General features: G+C 38.0%; 12 protein-coding genes and 1 pseudogene. 4 read left to right on the top strand and 9 right to left on the bottom strand.

Annotation, left to right across the window (positions count from 1 at the left end):
• Positions 1-39: 39 nt before the first annotated feature.
• Together N0M92_RS24565 and N0M92_RS24560 are read right to left on the bottom strand one after the other, a co-directional pair.
• Complete coding sequence (locus N0M92_RS24565) at positions 40-1,251, bottom strand: iron-containing alcohol dehydrogenase (protein ID WP_260288277.1); 1,212 nt, start codon at positions 1,249-1,251, stop codon at positions 40-42.
• 128 nt (positions 1,252-1,379) lie between these two features.
• Entirely contained in the window at positions 1,380-2,267 is an 888-nt protein-coding gene (locus N0M92_RS24560; protein ID WP_260288276.1) for a R2-like ligand-binding oxidase, read from the bottom strand.
• Positions 2,268-2,405: 138 nt separating this feature from the next.
• On the opposite strand from N0M92_RS24560, the gene N0M92_RS24555 reads away from it, so the two are divergent.
• Positions 2,406-3,092 (top strand): helix-turn-helix transcriptional regulator, encoded by a 687-nt coding sequence (locus N0M92_RS24555; RefSeq protein ID WP_260288275.1) that lies wholly within the window; start codon positions 2,406-2,408, stop codon positions 3,090-3,092.
• 42 nt (positions 3,093-3,134) lie between these two features.
• On the opposite strand, the gene N0M92_RS24550 is transcribed toward N0M92_RS24555, so the two are convergent.
• Positions 3,135-4,223, bottom strand: a complete 1,089-nt coding sequence (locus tag N0M92_RS24550; protein ID WP_141994439.1) for a branched-chain amino acid aminotransferase — start codon at positions 4,221-4,223, stop codon at positions 3,135-3,137.
• A gap of 687 nt (positions 4,224-4,910) precedes the next feature.
• Between N0M92_RS24550 and N0M92_RS24545 the strand changes: the two genes are divergently transcribed.
• A complete protein-coding gene (locus N0M92_RS24545; RefSeq protein WP_260288274.1) occupies positions 4,911-6,179 on the top strand; it encodes an L-lactate MFS transporter in 1,269 nt (422 codons plus the stop codon).
• 584 nt (positions 6,180-6,763) lie between these two features.
• The gene (locus N0M92_RS24540; protein ID WP_260288273.1) at positions 6,764-7,831 is read left to right on the top strand and encodes an AI-2E family transporter; all 1,068 of its coding nucleotides are present in this window, start codon (positions 6,764-6,766) and stop codon (positions 7,829-7,831) included.
• A gap of 135 nt (positions 7,832-7,966) precedes the next feature.
• Here N0M92_RS24540 and N0M92_RS24535 read toward each other — a convergent pair whose 3' ends face one another.
• The 4 genes and pseudogenes from N0M92_RS24535 to N0M92_RS24520 form a co-directional block, all read right to left on the bottom strand.
• Positions 7,967-8,170 (bottom strand): hypothetical protein, encoded by a 204-nt coding sequence (locus tag N0M92_RS24535; RefSeq protein WP_260288272.1) that lies wholly within the window; start codon positions 8,168-8,170, stop codon positions 7,967-7,969.
• A 31-nt stretch (positions 8,171-8,201) separates the two neighbouring features.
• Positions 8,202-8,600: a VOC family protein gene (locus N0M92_RS24530; RefSeq protein ID WP_260288271.1), complete on the bottom strand. Its 399-nt coding sequence runs from the start codon at positions 8,598-8,600 to the stop codon at positions 8,202-8,204.
• A gap of 114 nt (positions 8,601-8,714) precedes the next feature.
• Positions 8,715-9,675 (bottom strand): annotated as a pseudogene (locus N0M92_RS24525) (IS1595 family transposase).
• Between the two features lie 369 nt (positions 9,676-10,044).
• A complete protein-coding gene (locus N0M92_RS24520) occupies positions 10,045-10,497 on the bottom strand; it encodes a YueI family protein (protein WP_260288270.1) in 453 nt (150 codons plus the stop codon).
• A 222-nt stretch (positions 10,498-10,719) separates the two neighbouring features.
• Between N0M92_RS24520 and N0M92_RS24515 the strand changes: the two genes are divergently transcribed.
• Positions 10,720-11,463: a L,D-transpeptidase family protein gene (locus N0M92_RS24515; RefSeq protein ID WP_260288269.1), complete on the top strand. Its 744-nt coding sequence runs from the start codon at positions 10,720-10,722 to the stop codon at positions 11,461-11,463.
• Between the two features lie 393 nt (positions 11,464-11,856).
• On the opposite strand, the gene N0M92_RS24510 is transcribed toward N0M92_RS24515, so the two are convergent.
• Positions 11,857-11,985: a hypothetical protein gene (locus tag N0M92_RS24510; RefSeq protein ID WP_260288268.1), complete on the bottom strand. Its 129-nt coding sequence runs from the start codon at positions 11,983-11,985 to the stop codon at positions 11,857-11,859.
• Between the two features lie 111 nt (positions 11,986-12,096).
• Positions 12,097-12,519: a nucleoside 2-deoxyribosyltransferase gene (locus tag N0M92_RS24505; protein ID WP_260288267.1), complete on the bottom strand. Its 423-nt coding sequence runs from the start codon at positions 12,517-12,519 to the stop codon at positions 12,097-12,099.
• Between the last annotated feature and the right edge of the window lie 55 nt (positions 12,520-12,574).

Raw genomic sequence — 12,574 nt, 5'->3', positions numbered from 1 at the left:
GCAAAAGAGCCAACCTTCATAGGCTGGCCTTTTTTAGTATTAATTAATTCTCACGGGTGTAACTCTTGAAACTACTGACATTATTAATTCCTCCGACATCGGGTAATTTGCGGCAGCTGGATCCGTCATTACCGCTTTAAGAATTCTTCTCATATCTGAATGGTCAATTCCATAGGCACCGAAGTCGGAAGGCAGCCCAAGATCAGATAGGAAAACACGGAGCTTTTCTACCACTTTCGCTAAGATCCCGTTTGAATCTTCATCTTGTATTTTCACATTAAAGGCTTCGGCCATCAAATGGGCCTTTGGAAGATATAAATCCGGATTTGTTTGCATGACGACCGGTAATAATACGGCATTAGCCAAACCATGCGGAATACGGAATAACGCCCCATATGCGTGGGCAAAGTTATGAACTGGAATCGCATTCAGTGCACTGCAAAATGCAGTGATTCCCATCATGCTTCCATGAAGCATTTCCATTCTGGCCTCAATATTCGTTCCGTCCTTTACGGCCCTCGGTAAGTTTCTTTCAATAACTCGAATGGCCTGATAAGCATACGCATCGGTTATTGTTGTCGCTGCAGGTGAAACGATCGCTTCAATTGCATGTGTCAATGCATCTGCACCAGTAAACGCCGTAATGTCAGATGGCAGTCCGACTGTTAATTCGGGATCTAGAATGGCAACATCCGAACTTAAAAAAACATTGTAAATATTCATTTTGACTTTTTTACGTTCATTATATATGACTGCGATCGGGGATACTTCAGAACCGGTCCCTGCTGTTGTGGCTACGGAAATATGCGGGATATTCATGGATTGCGCTTTTGGAAAACCCTCATACAGATAACCGCTTGGTATCGAATCATTTATATCCGTAATTCCTTTATATAATCCGAATTTCAATGCCTTTGCTGTATCGATGACACTCCCTCCACCAATGGCAAGTATGGCATCGGCATTCACTTCGCGTGCATATTTCAATGCTTCGTTTACACATTCACTAGCTGCGTCTTGTGTAACATCCAGAAACTGTCCCACTATTTCAGCTTTGGCACCTAATTTCTGCTGCTCAAAAGTTTCTGCAACTTTTTTAACGACACCTGCATTTTCCAAGCCGGCATCACTCACGAGTAAAATCCTTTTGGCCCCGAAACCATTGAATAGGGCCGGAATGAGTGAACGAGTGTTAGTGCCACTGTAAACTGAAGACCTTAACCAAAAATTCGAATGAGCGTTTACCTTCATAAAATTTCACCTCAGATATACTAGTTTATAATCGCAATTAAGAATTGTTCATGCCCGGCTATCAAGTTTCTGATGGCCAGTCAGTATGAAAAGTAAAATGGACACTAAGCTTGTCTCTTTTATCGGCTTTATATAACACCATATTCCTTTTCGTTAGTTTGATAGATCTCTTCAATCCCCTTTCCTTTTGCCCTGGCTAAAATCTCCATCCGTACTGTTAATTGTTTCATGGTAAAATTCAATATAGCTTGTTGGTCATTATCAAATGGATTTCCTAACAGATCATATCCCTCTGTATTTAACGCGATGGCTAGTGGTGAAAGCTCCTCCATTCGCTTTTCAACCTGTTTAAAGATATGCGGATGTTCACTGATGATTCTCTGCAGGAGGAAGGTCCCATAAGCAATATGGCGTGATTCATCCTTCTTCAAAAGACCCACACCTTTTAATAAACCAGGCATCATTTTATTTGCTTCGAGGGTCTGATAAAACCCAAAATATCCAGTTTCCGCAAGCACACCCTCTGTAAACATATTATAAACAGTGGCTGCTTCTGCCAATGCTTCAGGAGATTGATCGGATAAAAGTTTCTCCATGGCTTCAGGCAATATTTCATAAAAAATCGATTTATAAGTGTCTGAGTGATAAACCGTCAAATCACCCGTTTCACCTAATTGATCTAATGTATAACGAAAGAACTCCATATGCTTCGCTTCCTCGAACAGAAATGTCGTTAAGTACATTTCTTCTTCAATCCTGCCTTCCTTGGCAATCGTCATAATTAAGGGAAGCAAATCCAAAGTCACCGCTTCTTCCCCGCCCTGAAAAAGGGAAATGATCCTTAATAACACTTGCCTTTCAATATCAGTAAATGACTTCCAATCTTCTTTATCCTGGTTGAAATCAATATCACGAGGATTCCATATACCGAATTTCTTTGCCTTTTGATAAAGTTTAAATGGTAGGGAATCTTCTTTAAAACTCCGGCTGGTGGTCGTTAAATTCATTCTTTTCATGGTAATGCCTCCTTGAAATTATGAACGTTAAACTTTTGAATCTCTGGATTTTTTAAAATTTGAAAGGGTTTTCATTATATTGTAAGATATTAGTAGCGTTTATCCTAGCACTGAAAATGTAGGGAGGAATAAAGTCGAATGCTTGAGGAAACTCTGTTGAATCATGTAAGAAAGATATCCCAACAAAAAGATATGGCAGATAAATCACAAATGATTGTAAAAGGCTGTGTGGATTATTTTTCATTTCAACGAGCATCTTTATTCAGTTATTCATGTTTAACGGGAATGGGTGAAGGAATATGTGCATGTACAAGTGAAGATACCTTTTCATTACATAATGTTAGAGAAAATATTCATGATATATACCCCATCCACCAAGCAGTCATCCATAACAAACCCATGTACTTAACCATACAGCATGCAAAATCCTCCATCCCTGCAAAATACGTTAAAAGATTTTCCATCTCATCATTGGCAATCATTCCGATAATTGTGAATGACTTGGCCGTTGGTTTAGTTTTGGTCGACCCCATTCACGCTAACGAGCCAATTACCAAGAATGATTTAAATAAGCTTTCCCATTATTTAAAACTGGCTGTCGGTTCAACAATGGATTCCGCCCCTCCCACTTACCTTCTAAGCAAACGTGAAGTGGAGGTCCTTCAATATTTAGCCAATGGAATGGGATTAAAGCAAATGGCACCAATAATGAGCGTTAGTGAATTTACCGTCAGAGATCATATTTCTTCTGCTATCAGGAAATTGGGAGTGAATCATCGGACAGAGGCCGTCGCGGTTGCCATAAGAAACAAAATGATTATGTGAAAACAAAAAAAACCTTCAAAGAAGGTTTTTTTTGTTTAAGTATTATTGAGTTACTTTTTCTTCAACTTTCGCAGTCCAGTTCAACTCGTCTGCGACTTTACCTGTTTGCACACCTGTCAGTGTATCATAAAGCTTTCTAGAAAGTTCTCCAGTTTCCCCGCTTTGAACAATCATTTCTTCACCATTCCACAAAAATTCACCAATTGGTGAAATGACCGCGGCTGTACCCGTTCCAAATGCCTCTTCCAATTGACCTAATTTATAGGCTTCATGGACTTCCTCCATCGAAATGCGTCTTTCCGACACGGGAAGGCCCCAATGTTTCAGCAATTCGATAATGGAATCACGAGTAATACCCGGAAGGATACTTCCATTTAAAGCAGGAGTGATAATTTCACCATTAATTTTGAAGAAAACATTCATGCTTCCAACTTCTTCGATATACTTTTTCTCTACTCCGTCTAACCAAAGAACTTGGGCATAGCCCATCTTTTCGGATACTTCTTGGGCTTTCAGGCTCGAGGCATAATTACCGCCCGTTTTGGCTTCACCCGTACCTCCATTAACTGCACGTGTGAAGGCTGACTCCACTGCAATTTTAACTGGATGAATACCTTCTTTATAATACGAGCCCACTGGTGACATGATGATGATGAACTGATATTTATCCGATGGAGAAACTCCTAGATATGGCTCAGTAGCTATAATGAACGGCCTGATATATAAGGATGTCCCTTCTGCCTGGGGAACCCAATCCTTATCAACGCTAATTAAAGTCTTTAAGGCCTTCAACGCAAAATCAACGTCGATATCCGGTATGCATAATCGGCTATTTGAACTATTTAAGCGTTGGAAATTCTTTTCCGGACGGAATAAGATAATTTCATCCTCAGGTGTTGCATATGCTTTCAATCCTTCAAAAACGGATTGACCATAGTGAAAAATCATAGCTGACGGCTCTAATGAGAGCGGTTGATAAGGAACAATTCTTGGATCATGCCACCCTTGCCCTTGTGTGTAATCCATTATAAACATATGATCGGTAAACTGCTTACCGAACTCAAGCTGGTCCGCCTGTGGCTTTTCTTTCTTTGTTGTACTAAGCGTGATTTGCATGTCATGTTCCTTCATTACCAAAACCCCTTGTTGATTAAATTTACAAGATTTCACTTCCATAAAATCTATCTTTAATTAGTTTACTCCTATCAGGAATCATAGTTCAAGCCTTCAAGACGAAATTTTCGGAATTTTTTCAAAATAAATGGAATTTTTTTGATTTCCAGACTATGATTCCTGAAAAAAGGATGAATTATTCCTGAAATCTATCAAAAAATATCAATTCCGATTGTCGCCAAGGTGTCCTGAAATAGTGAATATTAGAATAATTTTACCAAAATAATTAAAATAAAGCCAATGAGAATAATTCTAGTTATTTCATCATGGCACCTTAAGTAAATTCATTCGTTTTCCTTTTTACAAACAATAAAATCGATAAATAAAAAGATATGCAGCAAGTTCGTGATTGCAGGTGCTCTAAAAACACTTAAAGCTGATACCTACAAACTTATATATATTATCTAACACCTAAGAAAATATAACTTTTTTTATACTGATTCATAAAATGGCTTTTTCGTGCCATTTCCAATTTTAATCAAATGGAATAAAGAGGGAAATTTTCACAAAATTCAATTTAGTAGTTTACTACTAAATAATAATCTTATATACTTATCCCACAAGATAGATAAAACGCATGCAAAATGAGATATTATAGATAAAACGCATGCAACTTTCTTATTTTTGACGAAAAGGGGTAACAACATGACAAAAAACAGATGGTTAATCGCTTTATCAGCTATCGCCATTCACCTTTCCATTGGTGGTGCGTACGCCTATAGCGTATACAAAAAACCGTTAGTTGAGACTATGGGGTGGTCAGAAACTGAGGTAACGTTAGCATTCACAATAATGATGGCGCTTGCAGGAACTTCTGCAGCCTTCTTTGGTAAATTCGTGGAAAAAAATGGTCCGAGAAAGTCAGCTATGGTCGCGGCTGTATTATTTGGTTTAGGCCAAGCCGGTTCCGGTTTAGCAGTGATGGTCGATTCACTTCCGCTATACCTATTGACATATGGGGTTTTAAGTGGACTTGGCATGGGGATCGGGTACATTTCACCAGTATCGACTTTAGTCAAATGGTTCCCAGATCGCCGGGGATTGGCAACAGGAATGGCAGTATTAGGATTCGGTGCCGGAGCTCTCATTACAGCCCCAGTAGCTGCAAGCCTTATGGAATCCGTTGGCATTTATACTACCTATTATATTTTAGGAGCAGGCTATTTCATACTGATGTTCTTAGGTGCATCCTATATTGCACCTCCAAAGGCCAACTGGCTACCTGAAGGAATGAAGAAAGATATTGAATCAGGTAAGAAAGAACTAAAGAAAGACCTAAGGCAATTAACTGCAAAAGAAGCGGTTAAAACTAAACACTTCTGGATGTTATGGTCCATGAAATTGATAAATACCAGTGCAGGAATCATGATGATTTCTGTAGCTTCACCTATGGCTCAAGACGTTGTTGGTCTGTCTGTAGCAGGTGCAGCAACATTAGTCGGCATTATGGGAATCTTCAATGGCGGAGGAAGACTTGGCTGGGCAGCAGCATCTGATTATATTGGCCGCCCAAATGTTTTCGTCATTTTCTTCATCATTCAAATCGGAGCGTTCCTTTTACTTCCGACGACTACAAATACACTATTGTTCCAAGGACTCATCTTGCTGGTCGTTAGTTGTTATGGTGGAGGATTTTCAAATCTCCCTGCGTTTGCCGGGGATTTATTTGGAACTAAGGAAATTGGGGCAATCCACGGTTATCTTTTAACTACGTGGTCTCTAGGCGGGGTTTGCGGACCAATGTTGGTTACTGCAATCAGGGAAAGTACGAACAGCTACATCCCGGTATTCTACGTTTTCGCAGTATTAATAGCGATAGCATTCGCCATCTCCATCTGGCTGCGTCTCGACATTAAAAAAATGCAAAGAGCACAGAATCAAGGAGTAACAAACACATTAAGTAAAATATCCTAATTTAAAAACTTGCAAAAAGGCATTATCAAGTAAACTTCCCTAAACGGAATTTACCTTTGATGATGCTTTTTTTAGTTTGTTTCTGGCTATTACAGTGTATCTTTTTGAACTGTAGCACAACCGAAGATTTTATGGATTATGCCATCATCCCGGAATGTTTGCTCGTACAGTTGTGATCATTTCTAATGCTTTAATCGCAGTAGTCATGGGAAATGCAGTTAGCCGTGCAATCCTTGTAGGCGGACTTTATTGAGGACTTATGCACGTAAAGGCAGGAAAACGACACCGATATTTTTTTAAAAATTAACCATCATTTCACAGTGAAAGTCTTGTATTCGATTCCAACAGCTTCGTTTGGTTGCTGCTTTATCTATCGGAATTCCAAAAAAGTATAAGAAATACGAATTCCAACTTTTTATATCAGGTGATTAGATTCAAAAGTGAAACATTCCAATCGAATTAAAGATGAATGATAAACGTTCATCATTATAACATGTTTTGCACCAAACTTTGAACAAGTTATATAGTTTAACATTAAGCTAAATCAGGGAATCAAGTAAGAGATGGATTTAGGAGGGATTGTCTTGTGGATCAATAAACCGTTTTTCAAATATGCATGCGCGACCATTTTGATCATTTTAATTATTTTTTTACTAGGTAAGATTGATTACGTTCTGCTGCCGCTACAAAAAATCATTGCTGCCATGTTTTTCCCTATTATTGTGGCTGGGCTTTTATACTATATATTACGGCCGGTAGTTAACTTATTAACTGAATTTATCCCGAGGTCAATTAGCATCTTCACCGTGTTTTTGATTATATTTAGCATGATTGGGATGGTAAGTTACTTTGGAAGTCCTGTAATCGTGGACCAATTTCAAAAATTATCTGAAAACCTCCCAAGCAAAGTCAAGGAATTCTCTAAAGAATCTGAAGTGATGATTGAGAAAAATGATTTTGGCATGGTTAATATGGAGGATCTAAAAGAAAAAGCGGTCACGTATTTGAAAGATTACTCGGAAAAACTAATAGTGAATGTCAATACCATTTTTTCCACAATCACGAGTGTATTAACAGTATTGGTCATTACACCCTTCATTCTATTCTATTTCTTGAAGGATGGAGATAAATTAAGACCATTTCTATTAAAATATATACCGAACGATGTTGAATCAGAGGGAAACACGATATTAAAAGACGTCGATAAAGCCCTTTCAACTTATATTATAGGTCAATTCATCATATCAATCGTCATTGGGACTTTGATGTATATCGGCTACTTGATCATCGGTCTCGATTATGCACTCGTATTAGCCATATTCGCCATGATTTTTACCGTTGTACCATTCCTTGGTCCATTAATAAGCATCATCCCTGCCCTTTTCATTGCCTTACAGCAAGACATTGGATTGGCAGTGAAAGTACTCATTGTCCTTACCGTTGTTCAACAGGTCGAAGGGCACTTGGTTACACCGAATATTATGGGAAAACGGCTTAACATTCACCCGCTTACCATTATCTTATTGTTGCTTGCTGCAGGATCAATATACGGATTCATTGGCATTTTAATCGCTATCCCCACTTATTCCGTAGTAAAAACGATTATAGGGAATTTCAGGAAATTTTACAGATTACGAAAAGGGGTTACTTAATTAAGGAGCTGTATCCTAAGTAATCCTAATTAGAAGTAATTTTTTTAAAAAGGACATCCTATCAACGCTTCAGATTGTAGATATAGTAACCTCAATGAGAAGCGGGTTGGCTGCAGTTTTTTTCTTGAAAAGTGTTCAATTGATTTCAGAAATCCGCTCCCTTTCCGCCGACTGCCTGCCAAGCCTCCTCACCGCAAGCGGCTGCGGTGTCTCGGCTAGCCAGTTTTTCGGCAGGAGTGTCGCAAAGCTCTTAAATCCAATAAGTTTACCTGCGGATTTTAAAAACCGCTGTTTTGGTAAAGTTTGTTGCTTTTGCCTTAGTAAGATAAAGGAACTCAAAAATTGCTTGAAGTTCCCTTTCTACAAGCTGTTAAACTTCTATTGTTCCAACGATTGTTTTAATACGTTCTTGCTCTTCGTTCTTATCCAAGTATTCAAAAAATCCAAGTCGATTTCCCCACGGGTCTGTGAAAGTTCCCCATTTAACTGGAACTTCTGGTCTTGAATGAATTTCAAAACTATCAATCTTTAGCTCTTCTACAAGTCTATCTCTTTCAGCTTCAATGTTAGTAACCCCTAATCGTAATGGTCCGTTACCGTCAGTAAGAATTCCTTCAGCGACCTGCAACCAACAACCAGGAATGAGTTCCCACTCTGCAAATCCATCGTGTGGAGTAAATTCAGGCTTCTTATTTAGCAGTGTTCCATACCATCTTTGCCCTTCTTTTATGCTGGAAACCCGAACCTGAGTAGTCATTTCAAAAATCATTAGTAACCCTCCTAAATATGTATAATCGAATATAATTATACCATAATTTAACAATTATTTCTGTGGGGATTTTCAAGCAGTTCTTAACATCTGAACTGTTGTATTATTTGATTCTTAACAGGCTGAAATAAGCTTTTGCTCAACTTGTTTTTCAAATGCTAAATGCTTATCTATTTCTAACCAACGAAACCAATAGGGATAGCTATCAAGGTATTTTATAGCTACACCTTGGAAACGTCTAATCCACGTTTTCAATCGACTATGAAAGTTATTAACGTGCTGTATATGAAAAATACCTTTCTTCACCCGTAGTTTTTGACGTTCATTGATTGTTTCGTATTTAAGCCTTTAATGTTGGCAAACTTCTTGTAGTTAGTTGCCGTATCATTGCATAGTAAAGCAGTTGGATGAATATATTTGCCAATCACTGCATCAATCTCTTCGCTTTGACACGCCCTGTACCGGCTTTTAGAGCAACGATATTATGATTACGGTCTCGTGCCCACCACAACAGCAATTTTTAGGTTAGATATGCCTCTTTTTTCGTCTTTTGCAGCACGCTTCTTGGCTTTACGGTGTGTAACTTCTTGCCCTTTCATTGACTCAAGAAAGAAAGGCTCGTCACTTTCCACAATACCTTATAATTGTTCAAAGTCTATTGAACGAAGTGCATTTAAGATTTTATGTCTCCAATAAAAAGCGGTTGAGATGTGTATTTTTAGGCGTTTAGCAATTTTAGGCAGTGTGTAGCCAACCATCATTTCCATTTACTTTACCCATTTTTCAGGATAGCGTGAGCCTGAAAATGGTGTTTTGGTCATATCGTTAAAGGTCTTTTTGCAATCTTTACACAGATAGCGTTGACGTATCTTGTACTTTCCGTTCCATTTTGCAGCTGTACTCCCACAATGAACCCAAGCCATTCCGCTACTTAAACGAGTTTCTCGGATAGTTTTGAGAAGTTCGGTAATCTTATCAGGTTCATCTGGAAATAAGTCGTTTTTAAGTGCTTTAAAAGCTAAAATTGCTCTTCTTTTGTAAGTTCATTTACATCTTCATACACATCTAACCACATACCGTACGCCACCTTAAACATGATTTTATCGACCTATCAATAGGGGGGCAAGAAAGCAACAATTTATGCGAAAACAGCGTTAAAAAAACATTCCAGTTGATTGGAACGGAAGGCGCGAGACTCCTGCGGGATATGCGTCCAAGGGAGACCCCAAAGGCGTTAAGAGCGCTGTGGAGGCTCCCCGGGCCGCCCTCGGAAAGCGAGTGCCTGGAGTGGAAATGAAAGTTCAAATTTCACAAACCCTCAAAAAAGTTCCCGTTGATTTCATAAAACCGTAACAAGAAGGATAACCTATTTTTGTTTTAAAATCATGGTACGGGTGAGACCATCCCCCCTTTTGTACACAAAATAAAAACGTTGATAATTCTATCAACGTTTGTTTAATAATTTTTTAACAATTCTTTTAAAAAATGCTTTGTAGCTTTTCTTTTTGATAACCTGCTCCACATGATATTTCTTCTCGATATAAATTTCCTCTTTATTTATGGCATTATGTTCTGCTAATACCAGACCCAAATCGGAGTTATGATCTTTGTTCAGGACAATTTTGTAAGGAATATTATGACTCATTGCCAATTTTATATATTTCCCTAAATATTGATAGTCCATCTGACCATTTAAAAATAAATTTGAACGGGGATGCTGCTTCATCATTTGCTCTATCTCCGGATATACATTCGTTTCAAAGACTTGGCTTTTTTTTAAGACGATGACGACGCGCTCCCTTAATGTGCCCAGAAATTCCCTGCGTTCACCAGGCTTGATTTCTTTTGGACCATGGATGCCTTGTTCTAGATAGTCCTCCACCTTTAGGCGTGACAATTCTTCCCCACCTCCGCTTTCACATCAATAATGTATGTAATATGGCCAAAAATAGTGCCCATCATTTCTACGTTTGCCAAAAAAGCAGAAAGTTGCCCTTGTTTTAATATTACATATTTTTAGTCTACCCCCACTTTAAAAAATTGTCACTTTAGCTCCACTTCATGCATAGGATAGTGTATGTGTAAATGTAGGTTGCTTAAAAGAGGGACGGGGAAAAACATGAAGAAATTGATGGTATTTTTATTAATATTCGCTTTTAGTTTAGTTGGGTTCAGTAATACTTCAGATGCGGCAGCAAGGCAACTGATTATCATCAATAAAGCCAATAATCAGCTTGCCTATTACGAAAATGATAATTTGGTGAGGGTTTTCAGCGTGGCGACAGGAAAGAATGCCTCCTATACCCCTGAAGGAAAGTTCAAGGTAGTGACAAAGATTGTGAATCGGCCCTATTATAAAGGCAACATTAGAGGCGGAGACCCAAAAAACCCTCTAGGTAAAAGATGGCTGGGGATCAATGCAAGGAATACACCAGGAAATACCTACGCAATACACGGAAATAATGATCCTACCACCATTGGGAAATATATAAGTGCCGGTTGTATTCGTATGTATAACAATGATGTTCAATGGCTGTACGAAAGGGTGAAAATGAACACTGTAGTGTTGATTGCCAGTTCGAATAAATCATTTGCCACCATAGCTGCCACGAATGGCTATAAAGTGAGCGGATCTGTGAGCCTTCCCGTAAATACCAACCCTTCCCTGAAGAAAGGAAGCAGTGGCCCCCAAGTAATTGAACTGCAAAAAAGATTAACTAAACTCGGATACAGCACTAAAGGAGTAGATGGGTCATTTGGAAAAAATACTGAAGTTGCTGTAAAGAAATTCCAAAAATCCAAAAACCTCACTTCAGATGGAGTCGTCGGACCAAAAACGAAAAAAGCGCTTGGAATTAAATAATTTTCAATACCGATATCCACTGTTTAGAGGATATCTTTTTTTATGTTTTAATTGTACAACCTATACATTATTACCCATATCGTCTTTATTTTCCCACCATCTGTTATTGACTTTATGTTATAATTTATACATCAACAGCTAATCATAATCGCACTGTCATTACATACAAGGAGGTAATACAAATGTACGATGAAATTCTCTCAACATCCATTAAAGCAATTTTTGTAATAGGCACCATCGCGATGTTTGTGATTTTAGGATTCGTAAAAGGACGCCGTTTTTAATTTTTTCTAAAATATCCTCACCTGCCTGATTACATGTATAATTTTATACCGGTAATCAGGTTATTTTTCACTCAAAAAAAAAGCATATCCTCTCTGGGCATGCTTTTCCTTACCAATTCCAATAATCCGTTTTATCTAAAAGTTGATCGATGTCAAATGTATCAAGATGGAATGGAACTGACTCTTCCGCAATCGCTTCAGTGGCTAACAATAATTGGTCGATATCAATAATGGCCAAAACAGTCCTCTCCCTTTTTTTAATGGTCTTTACCCTCATTTTCATTACATTAAACACTTCGTGCAAAAGAAATTTTATTTGAGGGTATCCTTTAAATTTTACATTTGACATTCATTTTAGATGCAGTGAATCTTTTTCAGATCCTTCCTGGGAAAGCGTATGTATCAATTTAACCAGCTTATAAAAAGTCCCGCTGCAGATTGTAACCTCTGGCAGATTATGAAATATTGATTTTTTATTAATATGATAATTGTCTTTCTCGGGTGAATACACTATAATTTTCTTATTTAAAGATAAAGCATATCCAAGCTCATATAGATTACCTTTACCTGCTGTTAGGAAGATCAGCATGAAATCAGCTTCCTCAATCCCTTTTTTTTCATATTCTCCAATGACGTCCTTTATTTGGTTTTTTTCATCATTCATAATTAAATTCAAGTCATTCACACAAGTAAACCCTTTTGAAGTCAATTTCTTGATTAATGACCTTACTTGCTTCAAATTTTTTTCGTCTGATGCTATATAATATTTCACACATACACCTCCAAAATATATAACTATTGATACTTTTTACCTATGTTACCTATAC

The sequence above is a fragment of the Peribacillus aracenensis genome (assembly GCF_025175645.1).
Lineage (GTDB): Bacteria > Bacillota > Bacilli > Bacillales > DSM-1321 > Peribacillus > Peribacillus aracenensis.
Note: the sequence above shows the minus strand (reverse complement) of the source record. Positions and strands in the feature narration are given on the sequence as shown.

What these genes read in the sequence shown, in the direction of transcription:
- N0M92_RS24565 (WP_260288277.1), bottom strand. Translation starts at nt 1,251, where the DNA reads ATGAAGGTAAACGCTCATTCGAATTTTTGGTTAAGGTCTTCAGTTTAC.
- N0M92_RS24560 (WP_260288276.1), bottom strand. Translation starts at nt 2,267, where the DNA reads ATGAAAAGAATGAATTTAACGACCACCAGCCGGAGTTTTAAAGAAGAT.
- N0M92_RS24555 (WP_260288275.1), top strand. Translation starts at nt 2,406, where the DNA reads ATGCTTGAGGAAACTCTGTTGAATCATGTAAGAAAGATATCCCAACAA.
- N0M92_RS24550 (WP_141994439.1), bottom strand. Translation starts at nt 4,223, where the DNA reads ATGAAGGAACATGACATGCAAATCACGCTTAGTACAACAAAGAAAGAA.
- N0M92_RS24545 (WP_260288274.1), top strand. Translation starts at nt 4,911, where the DNA reads ATGACAAAAAACAGATGGTTAATCGCTTTATCAGCTATCGCCATTCAC.
- N0M92_RS24530 (WP_260288271.1), bottom strand. Translation starts at nt 8,600, where the DNA reads ATGATTTTTGAAATGACTACTCAGGTTCGGGTTTCCAGCATAAAAGAA.
- N0M92_RS24515 (WP_260288269.1), top strand. Translation starts at nt 10,720, where the DNA reads ATGAAGAAATTGATGGTATTTTTATTAATATTCGCTTTTAGTTTAGTT.